At 34.2% G+C, this 14,616-nt stretch carries 11 protein-coding genes; 4 read left to right on the forward strand and 7 right to left on the reverse strand.

Annotated features, from left to right (window positions below):
• Nucleotides 1-103 precede the first annotated feature (103 nt).
• From L0669_RS23090 to L0669_RS23105, 4 genes are all read right to left on the reverse strand, one after another.
• On the reverse strand, nt 104-706 hold the full coding sequence (locus L0669_RS23090) for an HdeD family acid-resistance protein (RefSeq protein ID WP_263760241.1): 603 nt from the start codon (nt 704-706) through the stop codon (nt 104-106).
• A 363-nt stretch (nt 707-1,069) separates the two neighbouring features.
• Nucleotides 1,070-3,361: a beta-glucosidase BglX gene (bglX, locus tag L0669_RS23095; RefSeq protein ID WP_263760243.1), complete on the reverse strand. Its 2,292-nt coding sequence runs from the start codon at nt 3,359-3,361 to the stop codon at nt 1,070-1,072.
• 427 nt (nt 3,362-3,788) lie between these two features.
• Complete coding sequence (locus L0669_RS23100) at nt 3,789-5,168, reverse strand: sialate O-acetylesterase (protein WP_263760245.1); 1,380 nt, start codon at nt 5,166-5,168, stop codon at nt 3,789-3,791.
• A complete protein-coding gene (locus L0669_RS23105; RefSeq protein WP_263760247.1) occupies nt 5,158-6,252 on the reverse strand; it encodes an SGNH/GDSL hydrolase family protein in 1,095 nt (364 codons plus the stop codon). The genes L0669_RS23100 and L0669_RS23105 overlap by 11 nt, the downstream gene beginning before the upstream one ends.
• 220 nt (nt 6,253-6,472) lie before the next feature.
• On the opposite strand from L0669_RS23105, the gene L0669_RS23110 reads away from it, so the two are divergent.
• Complete coding sequence (locus L0669_RS23110) at nt 6,473-6,976, forward strand: C40 family peptidase (protein WP_263760249.1); 504 nt, start codon at nt 6,473-6,475, stop codon at nt 6,974-6,976.
• 88 nt (nt 6,977-7,064) lie between these two features.
• On the opposite strand, the gene L0669_RS23115 is transcribed toward L0669_RS23110, so the two are convergent.
• Both L0669_RS23115 and L0669_RS23120 read right to left on the reverse strand, forming a co-directional pair.
• Nucleotides 7,065-8,645, reverse strand: a complete 1,581-nt coding sequence (locus L0669_RS23115) for a L,D-transpeptidase family protein (protein WP_263760251.1) — start codon at nt 8,643-8,645, stop codon at nt 7,065-7,067.
• Nucleotides 8,646-8,810: 165 nt separating this feature from the next.
• Complete coding sequence (locus tag L0669_RS23120; RefSeq protein ID WP_173971094.1) at nt 8,811-9,227, reverse strand: DUF1573 domain-containing protein; 417 nt, start codon at nt 9,225-9,227, stop codon at nt 8,811-8,813.
• A gap of 162 nt (nt 9,228-9,389) precedes the next feature.
• Here L0669_RS23120 and L0669_RS23125 point away from each other — a divergent pair, with 162 nt between their 5' ends.
• The 3 genes from L0669_RS23125 to L0669_RS23135 all read left to right on the forward strand — a co-directional run bounded on the left by L0669_RS23125 (nt 9,390) and on the right by L0669_RS23135 (nt 12,293).
• On the forward strand, nt 9,390-10,652 hold the full coding sequence (locus L0669_RS23125) for a sensor histidine kinase (RefSeq protein ID WP_263760253.1): 1,263 nt from the start codon (nt 9,390-9,392) through the stop codon (nt 10,650-10,652).
• On the forward strand, nt 10,649-11,332 hold the full coding sequence (locus L0669_RS23130; RefSeq protein ID WP_263760255.1) for a response regulator transcription factor: 684 nt from the start codon (nt 10,649-10,651) through the stop codon (nt 11,330-11,332). Before L0669_RS23125 ends, L0669_RS23130 begins: the two co-directional genes overlap by 4 nt.
• Before the next feature lie 196 nt (nt 11,333-11,528).
• Nucleotides 11,529-12,293, forward strand: coding sequence for an MBL fold metallo-hydrolase (locus L0669_RS23135; protein WP_263760256.1), 765 nt, complete (start codon nt 11,529-11,531; stop codon nt 12,291-12,293).
• A 1-nt stretch (nt 12,294) separates the two neighbouring features.
• On the opposite strand, the gene L0669_RS23140 is transcribed toward L0669_RS23135, so the two are convergent.
• Nucleotides 12,295-14,499, reverse strand: a complete 2,205-nt coding sequence (locus tag L0669_RS23140; RefSeq protein WP_263760258.1) for a B12-binding domain-containing radical SAM protein — start codon at nt 14,497-14,499, stop codon at nt 12,295-12,297.
• Between the last annotated feature and the right edge of the window lie 117 nt (nt 14,500-14,616).

The following is a 14,616-nucleotide window of genomic DNA, read 5'->3' on the forward strand; positions in this document are numbered from 1 at the left end:
AAAGGGCTTTAGCCAAACCTAACAAGTTTGTCTAAAGCCCTTTCGTTTACGTATAAATCAACGTCCAGTTAAAACTGGAAACTATTTAATAGCTAATAAAATTCTATAAATGAATTTTTTCTTTCAACTCATCAATTTTTTCAGGAATATCGTGTATTCTTTTTAGTTTGAAAGAAAGATAAATGTAAAAAATTCCCAATGCTATAAAAGCAAACGCTGTCCAGTATACTAATGAAAGTCCTGCAAAAAGAGGATTCCATAACAATACAAATGAAAAGATTGTTCCTAATATCCCTAAAGATAAAAGATTCTTCCAATCCGGAACGGAGTAACTCTTTAGATTAAAAGCAATAACAATCGCCATTATCGAACGGAATAAAATTACAAACCCAACATATAACGGAAGTAATGTAATCGAGATTAACGGATTGGAAAGCAATAATATCCCAACCACTAAACCTATAATTCCGGATGCTAATGTCCAGCCCCAATTATCAATTTTCTTTCTGTTCGAAAGAGCAAAAATGATATCAAAAACTCCACTCACCAAAAACGAAATGCTAAAAAGAAAAGCAAGTGTTAAATAAGCGGCCAAAGGAGTAATAAAAGACCAAATCCCGATTCCAACAAAAAGTAATCCTATCAATAACGGAATGTACCAATAATCAATCGCTATTCTAACTTTTTTAAATAAAGAACTTTCCATAAATACTATTTTAAAATCATGCTTACTCTGTAAAGTTTTCAGCTTACCTTTAAAAATTGACTTCTTAAAAAAACCTGTAAACACCTGTTTTTCAAATGAAGTTATCCCAAAGATAACGATTAAAAATAATATTTATAATTATTAACTTACAAAATACTTTAATCAAACTTTGCTTGTTTGGCTAAAGCCTTTTTTCTATTCCAATCTAATTCCCCTAGCTGAAGCTAGGGGCTATGCAAAAAAATCGCCACGAATTTACGAATGAATTGTTTAAATAATTCGTGAATTCGTGGCGAAAAAACTTTATAAATTAGTAGCAAAAAAAACTTTGCGTCTCTGCGCCTTTGCGAGATTATTTCTTAGCTACTTCAACTCAAAACCACTTTCTAAACCTTTATCAGAACTTCCTCCTACCATAATCTTAAAAGTTCCCGGTTCTACAAGATAATTCCCGTCATTGTCATAAAAACCTAATTCTTTATTAGTTAAAGTAAAAGTTACCGTTTTCGTTTCTCCTTTTTTCAAATTCACTAATTCAAAACCTTTTAATTCTTTTATTGGCCGAACAATACTTGCAAATTCATCATGAATATATAACTGTACAACTTCTTTTCCATCATAATTTCCTGAGTTTGTAACCGCAACGCTAACCTCAACTTTTTCACCTTTTGCGAAAGTCGATTTATTCAATTTTAAATCTTTATAATCAAATTTGGTATAACTCAACCCAAAACCAAACGGATATTGAGGCGTTTTTTCCACATCCATATAATGAGACCAAAACACATTTTTATCACTATCTACAGGTCTTCCTGTACTGTATTTATTATAATAAATAGGCACCTGACCCACATTTCTCGGAAACGATATTGGCAACTTTCCACTTGGGTTGTAATCTCCATATAAAACCTGCGCAACCGCATTTCCGGTTTGAGTTCCTAATTGCCACGCTTCAACAATCGCCGGAATATTTTCAGCCGCCCAAGGAATACTCAACGGACGACCATTATTTAAAACCAAAACCACATTAGGGTTTACTTTATATATTTCCTCTAACAATTCCTGTTGCAAGCCCGGCAAATTCAAATCAGTTCTGCTTCTTCCCTCGCCGCTCTGAAAACCGTATTCTCCTAAAACCATCACCACAACATCGGCATTTTTTGCGGCTGCTTTTGCCGCTTCAAATCCGCTTTTATCAGTAGTATTAAAAACTGTTTCCGTTAAAAAAGTTGCTTTTTGCTTCAATAAATCTACACCTTTTTCAAAAACTAATTGATTGTCTTTGTATTGTTGCATTCCTTCTAAAACCGAAACCGCTGTATTATCATCTGCAGCAATTCTCCAGCTCCCAAGCGGACTGTTTTTATCATTTGCCAAAGCGCCAATCAAAGCAATTTTTTGTCCGGATTTCTTTAGCGGAAGCAAATTCTTTTCGTTTTTCAGCAATACGATAGATTTCTTCGCCATATCTAAAACACCGTCATTATTGGCTTTACTTCCAACAACCGCTTTTTCACGTTTTTCATCACAATATCTGTACGGATCATCAAACAAACCAAGCTCGAATTTCACACGCAAAATTCTACGAACCGCATCATCAACCAAAGCTTCTTTTACTTTTCCTTCCTTCACTAAACCCACTAATTTTGCTACGTATAAGTACGATTCCATATCCATATCAGAACCTGCAATAACCGCTTTTGCCGTTGCATCTGCTTCGTCTTTTGCATAACCGTGCGCAATCATTTCGCGAACGGAAGCGTAATCCGAAATTACAAAACCGTCAAACTTCCATTTTCCTTTCAGAATATCCCTTTGCAGGAAAACATTTCCTGTTGCCGGAACCCCATTCAAGGTATTAAACGAATTCATAAACGTACGAACTCCAGCTTCAACCGTCGCTTCAAAAGGTGGTAAAACCGAATTATACAATTTAGAATTACTTATATCTACCATATTATATTCTAATCCCGCCTCAACATAACCGTACGCCGCAAAATGTTTCGCACAGGCCGCAATCGTATTTACTTTGGACAAATCAGCAATTGTTTCGCCTTGAAAACCTTTTACTCTGGCATAACCTACCTTACTTCCCAAATACGGATCTTCTCCTGAACCTTCCATCACACGTCCCCACCGCGTATCATTTGCAACGTCTACATTTGGCCCAAAAGTCCAGTTAATTCCAGATGCCGAAGCCTCATCAGCCGCAATTGCCGCTGACTTTTTAATCGCTTCCAAATCCCAACTTGCTGCTTCTGCCAACGGAATCGGGCTCAACGTTTTATAACCATGAATCACATCAAAACCTATAATCAACGGAATCCCCAATCTCGTTTCTTCAACCGCAATTTTCTGCACGGCACGAACTTCCTTCACACCACGCACCGTCAGCATCGAACCCACCCAGCCTTTACGCAAATGTTCGTATTTCAACTCAGCCGTTCCGCCTTTCGGAGCCGGCCCCGTAACATCCCAAAACCCGTTATATTGATTCATTTGCCCCACTTTTTCCTCCAAAGTCATTAAAGGCAAAAGCAAATCGATACGTTGTTCAATAGTTTTATTTTTATCCAGATACGGCTTTTTTTGTGCATTCATATTTCCAACAGTAAACAGGGCAAAAACCCCGATTGTTATTATTTTATTTTTCATTGGTTAGTTTTTTTCTAAGGTACTAAGGTGCTGAGAGACTAAGATTTTAAGTTTAATATTTTGGGCGTGTTTCGCCGCGGCGAATCGGGCTATTCGCTGCAAGTCCTCGCACTTCCTTCGTCAGGCTGTGGGCTTTTCACTACTATCCCTCACGCGAACCACTTAACGAGATATTTTGTTTTTAAACACAATCTTGTCATCCTGAGGAACGAAGGATCGCACAAGAGATTCCGCACAGTAATTCTCCAATCTTTGTCGAGTTTCTAGTGTGATCCTTCGTTCCTCAGGATAACAAACTGTATGTTTCACTTTGCGGGGCTTCGACTCCGCTCAGCCTGACAAACGCAAACAAAAAACCAGCGCCAATCCGTTACATCAGGAAAATCCGTGGGCAAAAAAATCTAAAATCTAAAATCTAAAATCCATCTTACTCCGTAACAAAACAAGAAGCTGGTAAATTCGCTTTATTAAACAAATCGGATTGTATTGTATTCCCCCACGCAAATCTCAATTTTGCAGGATTAACAACTTTCTTGCTTACCAAAATCACTTCATTATTTTTTATCGAAGCTTCGGCAGGATAGAAAACACTATCGGCTCCAGCCACTTCAAACTGATTTGATGTTTTGTTCTTAAAATACAATCCATCAGCATAATCAAACAAAACGATAGCTTTGTTTTTATCTACTTTAAAATCTTTAAAAAGCGGACCATTTACCAAATTAGAATTGACTTTATAAGTATCTGCCAAAGCCAAATTCGCCAAACGAATCCCAACCGATTTTTTATTTTTTGGATGAATATCGATAGTATCCGAAATATCACTTGTTAGCACCATTCCCGTTTTAGAAACTTTTTTCAATACTTTTCGTTGAGAATTTCTTACCGTAACATTCGAGAAGTTATTACTGCCTGTTTTATAAGGCGCGATTTGAACGTAATAAAACGGAAAATCATCATTCCAGGCTTTTCTCCACGCAGTAATCAAAGCCGATAAAGTTTGGTCATATACCAAAGAACCTACATTCGATTCTCCCTGATACCAAAGTGTTCCTGCAATCTTAAAACCCACAAAAGGATAAATCATTGCATTATACGCACGTCCGGGTTGACGTGGTCCGTATTCTTGCTCGTTTAGTTTTTTAGCATTTTCTAATAAAACCGAATCATTCTGAACCACTTCTTCCGGCATCCAGATTTCAGCCGGAGTTCCGCCCCAATTCGAAGAAATCAATCCTATCGGAACATTTTTCAAATCTTCCCTTAAGCGCTTGGCAAAAAAGTAACCAATCGCACTGAAGTTTTTCATGGTTTCCGGAGTCGACTCGACCCAGTTTCCTAATAGATTATTTTGAGGACTTGTCGCCGTTAATTTCGGAACGGTAAAAAAACGAATATTGGGATTTGTGGCATTTTTAGCTTCTTCTTCGCCATTATCAATTCCCCAACTTACCGACATTTCCATGTTCGATTGTCCGGAACAAACCCAAACTTCACCAATTAAAATATTTTTAAGAATCACTTCATTGTACCCTTTTATAGAAATAGTATAAGGTCCTCCGGCTTCGGGCGTTTTAATATTCAATTCCCATTGTGCCTGATTATTAGCAACGACTTTATATTCCTTATTATTCCAGCTCGAAACCAATTTGATTTCTTCCTTTGGATTCGCCCAACCCCAAATCTTAATCTGAGAGTTGCGTTGTAAAACCATATTATCGCCAAAAATATTCGGAAGTGTAACGTTTGCCATCATAGTACTGGAAATCATCAGAATGAAAACAAACTTAAATATATTATTTTTCATTTAGCAACTTTTTTAAAAACGGAGCATATTCATGGGCCAAAACCTTATGATCTGCCACATCAGGATGTCCGGAACAACCTTTTGGAGTCATGGGTTTAAATTTGAAAATTAAAATGGGTTTATGGATTTTATCTTCCGTGAAAGCGTTCTTCACTTTATTGAGACAATCTTCAAAAACAATCGCTCTTTCGCCATTTATCATCGGACTATTCGTAATCACAATTTGAGCTTTTGGATTGTGCTGGTACAACATTTTAATAAAGTTAATGTAATTCGAAACGTACTTTTCAGGATTAAAAGGCAAACGTTCTTTTTTGCCATCTCCGCCAGAAAAATCATTCGTCCCTAATGCAATGCTGATAATATCAGGCTGAAAAGCAAAATCGTATTTAGGCTTAGAATTGTCTTTCGTCAAATATAAATTCGGATAAACGTCTGGCATAATTCCTTCTTCTTTATTCTCGTCGTTCCAATTTCTGTACATTCCAATTCCCGAAACAGAACTCACCAAATAATCAACACCAATTTCCCTCGAAAGTACTGGACCATAAGCATAATATCCGTTATGATGATCAAAATATTCTCCTTTATCGCACGGAATATCCGACGGATCACTAGCCGCTCCGCAAGTAATAGAATCTCCAATAAATTCGATTTTCTTTTTCTTTTTAGCAGTAATAGAAGTGAGTTTTGCCGTAGTTCCTGCAAATAAAATTCCGCCGCTATGAGCCTCTGTAGTTTTATAAATTTCTAAAATATGTTCATTTTTATTAGACGTTATTTTTACTGGAAAAGATTGTACTGCTCCTTTTTCGATTCTCAATTTCCCTATATATTTCCCGTCTAAAACCAGTGAAACATAATTATGATGTTCCCACGAATCTACACTTTGCAATGCAATCGAACATTCATTTCCTGTAAAATTAAAAGAAACCGATGAAGCTGTTCCTATTAAAACCACCTTGTTATCGGGGAGTTTTTCAACACGACCCTGATATAAGAAAGTATTGGTTTTGTTTTGTGAACTCGAAACGATTGAAATCAGTAAAAACGAAATCAAAAATGATATTTTTTTGAGAAACATAATTTATTTGTTAAAATATAAATACGATTCACAAATATATTTGAAATATGAGATACAAAAAGATACTAAAACATCAAATAGTAATATAAAATCACCAAACTCATAAGACTATTTCGTGGTTCTTGACGTTAATTAATAAGCTACCTTGCAAAACATATCCTTTGATATTCTAAAGCAACGGTCTATCTTTATCATTTAAATCTTACAACACTTCTTTAAAATGAAATTATCCCTATATATCGTATTTTTTGTTACTATTTTATGTTCTTCTTTTACATTAAAAAAAAATCAAGTTGAAGCAAACCGAATTGAAACCGCTCAAAATAAAATCGATCGGGATTCTATAATTATTTACGCAAAACAATATTTAGGAATTCCTTATCTCTACGCAGGAAACGATCCTAAAAAAGGATTTGATTGTTCCGGTTTTGTCAATTATATTTTTAAAAATTATGGTATTACTTTACCCAGAAGTTCAAGCGGTTTTAAAAATTTAGGAACAAAATTAGCTCCCGAAAATTTTAAAGTGGGAGATATTTTGGTTTTTTACGGTTATAGAAACAAAACCATTGTTGGGCATGTTGGTATTATTTGTGAAGCCAATGGGATGCATTCAAAATTTATTCATGCTTCTTCAGGGAAAGCAGGCAGCGTTACGATTAGCGATCTTGATTCTGATCATTACAGCAAACGTTATTATAAATGTATTAATGTATTGCCTTGATATTATAGCCACAAATTACACGAATTAGCACGAATTATTTTTTTTATAAATTAGTGGAAATTCGTGTAATTCGTGGCAAAAAATCTTCTTATTCTTCAGTCAATAGTTTTATCAAACTTTCGTCTCTTTTATAAACATCTTTATAAAAATTCAAATTGCCATCGCGATCTACCCAAGCGGTAAAATAACCGATATAAACCGGAATTTTCTTTTTTAGCGTATACCAGCTTTCTTTACCGGCATGCATAGCTTTATCGATTCTTTCCGGAGTCATACTTGGATCTTGTTTTAATAGTTCGATTGCCAATTCTCTAGGTTTACCAACACGAACGCATCCGTGACTAAAAGCCCTGTTTTCTCTTTCGAACAAACTTTTTGAAGGAGTATCATGTAAGTAAATATTGTTTGAATTTGGAAATAAAAACTTTACCAAACCAAGCGAATTGTTTTTTCCCGGTAACTGACGAACTGCGCCATTATTCCATTCCAGATTTTTCTGAGCCAGATAATTTTTGTTCTTAGCCATTCCCGGTTTTATTTCGCTTTTAATAATGCTTGGAGGTACATTCCAATACGGGCTGAAAACAATATTATTCATCATTCCGCTAAAAATTACGGTTTTGTTCATTGCTCTTCCCACTACAACTGGCGATACAAATGCAATTTCATGATTGCGAATCAAATACAATTTAAACTCCGGAATATTAACTTCGATGTATTCTTTTCCTTTTTCGAGTTCAGGGTCAATCCATCTGCAACGTTCCATGTTGGCAATAATAGTTTTTATTCTATCCGAAACAGGAACATTTAATTCCGCAATATGTTCCGGTAAAATAATGTTTTTCGGCGTTAATCCGTGGTGCAATTCGTAAGTCCTGATTCCTTTTATCAATGTCGAATCACAAATATTGCTTTTGCTATTTTCTTTAAGATCTCCCGTTATATACAATCTTTCTCTGATTTGCCCAATCATAGCGACAGAATCGCCCAATTTCAGACTTTTAAAATCTTCGGCAGTTTCGATAGTTTTCCATCCGCCTTTTTTCTCAATCTCTCTATATCGGTGAAGCGCATCACGAAATTTATAGTACTGACTGAACATTTTGCTCTTTTTGTCGTCACTAATAGTCGCTTTTTTATAAATAGAATCTGAAAAAACCTGATAGTTGACTTTTTTTCTAGGTAAAAGCCATTCTAATGATCTGGTCGTTTTTTCGTCTACGCCCGAAACTTTCTGTACATAATAAAAGTACAGGTTCGTAATCATCAAATCGGTGTCTTTTTGTGACAATTTATTTTCGGCTGTATGCTCAAAAATAGGACTGATCTTTTCATTATAAGGAAAATTAGCTTTCAAACCTTCCTGATCTAATCCTTTGTATTTATTAAACAAAGTATTTGCGTATTCTACAACGCCTCTATTATCCAGCCACAATTGAGTCGATTTGTTTTTTTTGTATAAAGCCAAAACTTCGCTCTGAAATTTAACCAATTTAGGATACGACTGATAAAATGTCGAAATGCCAGAACTATCAATTGTAATTTTAAGTTCAGGAACCACTTTCTCTGAAGCTTTTTTTGATTCTTCTGTTTTCTTGTCTGCTTTTTTATTACAGGAAACAGCAGCAAAAAGAAGTACAACAGCAACAAGCGAATACAAAATTTTCATAATAATTTTTTTAATAAAAATAGAAAAGTTTTGGAGAAAACAAACCATTTAAAAAAAAATTAATACTGACTTTACAATCTGAGCATTCCCTCAAAAAAAGGCATAAAAAAAACTCCAGCAACATGGCTCAACTGGAGTTTTTCACTTTATAACCAACCTTTATTTTTAGATTACTGTCCCTTTTAAAGTAAGTACTTTTGGAGTTGTCTCCGCACTTGTTGTTACAGTAACTGTTTTTGTAAAACCACCTTTGTTTGCTGCGTTATAAGTTGCTGTTACTTTAGCTGATTTACCAGGTAAAATAGGCTCTTTTGTATAATCTGTTGCAGTACAACCACAAGATCCCTGAACGTTTGTAATTACAACTGCAGTTTTTCCTGTATTTTTAAATTCGTATACAATTGCTTTTGGCGTTCCTTGAGGAATTTGACCTACATCAATTGTTTCCGCTTTCCATACAATTGTAGAAGCAGCTTCTGCCTCAACTTTTGTTTCAGCTGTAATCGATTTTATCGGAGCAATTGCCGAAAAAGACATTAAACTTAAAGCTAAAGCTAACATCGAAATTTTGATCATTTTCATAATTATTTATATTAATGGTTTATAGTTCTAATTTTGCTTTACAAAGATATTTCAGACAAATCCTAATCGCTGTTAACCGCTTTCAAATCTTTGTTAATGACTTGTTAATCGGTGTTTTTAAACCTAATTTTGATTAATATTACACTCTAAAATACCGTTTTCTTGAAAATCAATAAACTTAATAGTATTATCCTTCTGGGACTTGTAGCCATTATTAGCATATTGGTGGCGCAATTACTTTGGACAAAAGAGGCTTTTACTTTAGAACAAAAAAAATTAAGCCAGAAGGCAAACATTGCTTTACTCGAAGTTGCCCGAAAATTATATGAAGGAAAGGATCACGAATCATCGTGTCAGAATCCTGTGCAAAAAATTTCGAACGATTATTATATAGTAAATATTCAAAATGCTTTTGAACCGGATATCTTAGAATTTTACCTGAGATCTGAGTTTAAGAAAATGAATATTACTACTGATTTTGAATACGCCGTATACAATTGTCAGAGTGATGAAATGGTGTACGGAAAGTACATTTCATTTTCTGAAAAAGAAAAAGAGAAAAAGACGGTTTCGTTTCCTAAACATAAAAATTTAGTTTACTATTTTGCGATTCGCTTCCCGAACGAAACCACGTATTTATTTAGTTCAATGCGTTTTTGGTTTATCCTTTCGATTGCTTTAATTCTTATTTTATTGATTTATGTATATTCGATTTTTACACTTTTGCAGCAAAAAAAATACTCTGAATTGCAACGGGATTTCATCAATAATATGACGCATGAATTCAAAACGCCTTTATCGTCTATACTAATCGCTTCAAAATATCTTAGCGAACAAAACCCTATTAAGGATGATAAAAAACTTCATACATATACCAATATCATCATCAATCAGAGTCATAAACTGAACAATCATATCGAGAAGATTTTAAATGTAGCCAAATCAGATTCTGCTCCTTTAGCATTAAAAAAAGAAATGATTTTAATTGTTCCTATTATCGAAGAAGTAATCGAAAATATTCAGTTAAAATATCCTGATGCAACCATTAAAATTGAAACTTTATCGTACGATTATAAAATAGAAATTGATGTTTTTCATTTTACGAATTTAGTCTACAACTTATTAGATAATGCGGTGAAATATTGCAACGAAAAACCGGAAATTACGATTGCAATATCATCAGAAAATAATATTTTAAAACTTGCTTTTATTGATAACGGAATCGGAATTTTGCCTAAAAATTTATCGTTTATCTTTGATAAGTTTTACCGTGCACAAAACGAGAAAAGTAATGAAGTGAATGGTTTTGGACTTGGCTTGTATTATGTAAAAGAAATTTGCAACTTGCATAACTGGAAAATAAAAGTCGAAAACAATCTCGCAAATGGTATTACAATAACCTTGTCTATTCCTCATAAAAAATGAAACAATTCAAAGTACTTTATACTGAAGATGATGAAACTTTAGCTTTTTTGACTAAAGACAATCTGGAACAAAATAACTATGAAGTTATTCATTGTTGCGACGGACAATTGGGTTTGGAAACCTTTAAAAAAGAAAATTTTGACATTTGCATCTTTGATATCATGATGCCAAAAATGGATGGTTTTGAATTGGCTACAGAAGTTAGAAAATTAAATACTGATATTCCCATTATCTTTCTCTCGGCAAAAACATTAAAAGAAGATCGTATCAAAGGTTTGCGTCTGGGCGCCGATGATTATTTGGTAAAGCCTTTTAGTATCGAAGAATTATTGCTAAAAATTGAAATATTCCTGAAGCGTTCTCAGAAAAATATCCCGATGGAAAAATCTGTTTATGAAATTGGGAAGTATCAATTTGATACGAACAATTTTATTTTATTTAATGAAACTGAAAAAATAAGCCTTACACAACGTGAAGCCGAATTATTGAAATTATTTCTGGACAATAAGAATTCGGTTTTAAAAAGAGAACAAATTTTGACTTCGCTTTGGGGAACCGATGATTATTTTATGGGAAGAAGCCTGGATGTTTTTATTTCGCGACTGCGTAAAATTTTAGTTAATGAAAAAGGTATTTCTATTGAAAATCTTCACGGAATTGGGTTTAGGTTTACAGTGTAAGTTTTGTTCATAATTGTTTTTACAGCGCTATAAAACATTTTTAGCATTAACAAAGCTTCCTAAAAATATAATAATTACGAAAACCTTCTTATAAATACATTATCCTGAAAAGTTATATTTTTAATACAAATTAGAAAAAAACTGTAAAATTAATTTTAAAAAACTTTCGTATTTTTAATATCTAATTTTCCTCGATATGAAATTACATCACTTACGCAACGCCACTTTAGTTATTGAAACTGAAACCGATGTTATATTGGTTGATCCCATGTTAGGAAAAAGAAAAACGATTGCTCCTTTTACTATTTTTCGTTATAAACCTCACAGAAACCCGCTCGTTGCTTTGCCTAAAAATAGCAGGGATATTTTAAGCCGGGTTACCATTTGCCTGATTACACATTTACATCCTGATCATATTGACAAAGCCGGAGAAGTTTTTCTTCGACGAAAAAGCATTCCGGTAATTTGTAGTTCAAAAGATGAAAATGCTTTGAGTGCAAGAGGCCTAAACATTCTTCAGACTTTAAATTATTGGGAACCGGAGGATTTTTTAGGAGGTAAAATTACAGGTATTCCGGCGATTCATGGTTACGGATTTATTGCCAAACTTATGGGAAACGTAATGGGTTTTCATATCGAATTACCTAACGAAAAATCAATTTACATAAGTTCTGATACTGTTTTTACTGAACATGTACAAAAAGTTCTGGTTGAATTTAAACCAGAAATTGCTGTAGTAGCCTGCGGAACAGCAAGATTAGATATTGGTCAGCCTTTATTAATGCGAATGAACGATATCCTGAAATTTGTTGCCTTAGCGCCTAAATATGTTTTAGCAAATCATTTAGAAGCCCTAAATCATTGCCCAACAAAAAGATCTGAATTGAGATTAGCCTTAGAACAAAATGGCCTTTTAGATAAAGTTTCGATTCCGGAAGATGGAGAAACTGTTTCTTATTAAATTATAAAACCAGCAAACCAAATTCGCGTAAAGTGTTTATGGGTTTTGAATACCAGAATAATTCAAAATCATCTAAATTGGTTTCAAAATCAGCTTTTACTTCCTGAAAAGTATAATTTTTAGCATTCGAAATTGTGATTTTAGTCAAAATATCAACAAGCCATTCACCTTCTTCTTTATTGGTCTGAATGTTGAAACTTTCTTTTTTATCATGAAAAGTAAAAGTCATCATTTCCCAGGATTTGCCTTTTTTAGATTTTGTAAAATGGTCTGTAAACGGCTTTCCTCCTAACCAAACTACTTTTGCATTTGGTTTTGTATTAAAATCATTTCCTTCTTCGAGAGCATTAAAAATAAAATCGGGATCAATTTTAGTTTTTGGAATTTTAAAATCGAACCAATCCTGCAATTCGTAGTCAAAGCAAATTCCGTGCATGAAATTAAAAAGCGATTTCTTTAATCCGAAACTAAATTTATCATGGTTGATTCCTGTTGAATCCGTATAATCAATATCATTATTGGCAAAGGTTCCAATAGCTTCGGTCTTTTTTGTTACGCCAAATTTTTCCGGATACAATCCAACCGGACTATGCGCCGTCATGGCAAATTGATGCCAAAATCCTGATTGTAAAATTCCAGCTTCAAATAATTGACGTACCATTTCGAGACTATCCACCGTTTCCTGAATGGTTTGAGTTGGATATCCGTACATTAAATAAGCATGAACCATGATTCCGGCTTCGGTAAAGTTGCGTGTTACTTTTGCCACTTGTTCTACGGTTACGCCTTTGTCTATTAATTTTAATAATCGATCAGAAGCAACTTCTAAACCTCCTGAAACAGCAATACAACCGGAAGCTTTAAGTAATAAACATAAATCTTTAGAAAAGTTTTTTTCGAATCGAATATTAGTCCACCAGGTTACGGCTAATTTTCTTCGCAGAATTTCTAACGCCAAAGCGCGCATCAAAGCAGGTGGTGCTGCTTCATCAACAAAATGAAATCCGTTTTGACCTGTTTGCAGCATCATATCTTCCATACGATCGCACAACAAATTGGCTGCAACGGGTTCGTAAACTTTGATATAATCTAACGAAATATCACAAAAAGTACATTTTCCCCAATAACAACCGTGTGCCATGGTAAGTTTATTCCAACGACCGTCGCTCCACATTCTGTGCATCGGATTTACAATTTCGATAACCGAAATGTATTTATCCAAAGACAAATCAGAGTAATCCGGAGTTCCTACGTAAGCTTGTTTGTAATCGTGTTTTAATGAATCGTTTTTGTAAACTACTTTTCCGTCTTGCAAAAGAAAGGTTCGTTTGTATAAATTGTAATTTGGATTTTCGAGATTGAAAATTAATTCCTCTATCGGAACTTCTCCATCATCTAAGGTAATAAAATCGAAAAACTCAAAAACGCGTGCGTCAGAAAGCGAACGCAATTCGGTATTTGGAAAACCACCTCCCATCGAAATTTTAATCTCGGGATGATGTTTCTTAATCCATTGTGCCGATCTAAAAGCGCTATATAAATTCCCCGGAAAGGGAACCGAAATTAAAAATAAAGTAGGCTGAACAGCTTCAATTTTTGCTTTTAAAATCGAAATTAAAATCTTGTCTATATAAGTGGGTTCTTGCTGTAAAGCATCGTATAATTCATCAAATGAATTGGCGCTTCGGCCTAAACGTTCGGCATATCGGCTAAAGCCAAAATTTTCATCGACACATTCTACTATATAATCGGATATATCTTCAAGATATAAAGTTGCCAAATGTTTGGCTTTGTCCTGCGTTCCCATGGTCCCGAAAGCCCAATCGAGTTCTTCTAATTGTGCAAAACGAGAAGCTTCCGGCAGAAAATCTTCCTGACAAATTTGTAATGCCAATGTTGGATTTTTTCCCTGCAAAAACTGAATTACGGCATCAATTGTTTTGATATATTCGTCCTGTAAAGCAAAAATACGCTTTGAATTATCAGATATATCCTGATTCAATCCTTCAAACCTGAAACCTGAAAATTCAAACAAATCCATTAATCCTTTTTTCGAAAACAGTTCTAAAATAACATCAATACCTAAATCTGCCTGAACCGATTCGATATTTTTTGTATTCAGAAACCCTTTTATATACGCCGTTGCTGGATACGGTGTATTCAGTTGTGTAAAAGGCGGCGTAACGACAAAAAGTTTGGTTTTCAAAGCAACATTATTTTTTGCAAAAATACGGCATATTTAATGACTTTTCAGGAAAAGATTCAACTTGTGATTTTAGTTTTATTTTGTAGATATTTAATTACATTTGTCGCTATCCAAAAC

The organism is Flavobacterium bizetiae (assembly GCF_024271895.1).
GTDB lineage: Bacteria > Bacteroidota > Bacteroidia > Flavobacteriales > Flavobacteriaceae > Flavobacterium > Flavobacterium bizetiae.

Bases quoted from the DNA above. Each gene is read 5' to 3' on its own strand.
- L0669_RS23115 (WP_263760251.1), bottom strand. From the start codon at position 8,645: ATGAAAATTTTGTATTCGCTTGTTGCTGTTGTACTTCTTTTTGCTGCT.
- L0669_RS23135 (WP_263760256.1), top strand. From the start codon at position 11,529: ATGAAATTACATCACTTACGCAACGCCACTTTAGTTATTGAAACTGAA.
- L0669_RS23105 (WP_263760247.1), bottom strand. From the start codon at position 6,252: ATGTTTCTCAAAAAAATATCATTTTTGATTTCGTTTTTACTGATTTCA.
- L0669_RS23090 (WP_263760241.1), bottom strand. From the start codon at position 706: ATGGAAAGTTCTTTATTTAAAAAAGTTAGAATAGCGATTGATTATTGG.
- L0669_RS23100 (WP_263760245.1), bottom strand. From the start codon at position 5,168: ATGAAAAATAATATATTTAAGTTTGTTTTCATTCTGATGATTTCCAGT.
- L0669_RS23120 (WP_173971094.1), bottom strand. From the start codon at position 9,227: ATGAAAATGATCAAAATTTCGATGTTAGCTTTAGCTTTAAGTTTAATG.
- L0669_RS23110 (WP_263760249.1), top strand. From the start codon at position 6,473: ATGAAATTATCCCTATATATCGTATTTTTTGTTACTATTTTATGTTCT.
- bglX (WP_263760243.1), bottom strand. From the start codon at position 3,361: ATGAAAAATAAAATAATAACAATCGGGGTTTTTGCCCTGTTTACTGTT.
- L0669_RS23130 (WP_263760255.1), top strand. From the start codon at position 10,649: ATGAAACAATTCAAAGTACTTTATACTGAAGATGATGAAACTTTAGCT.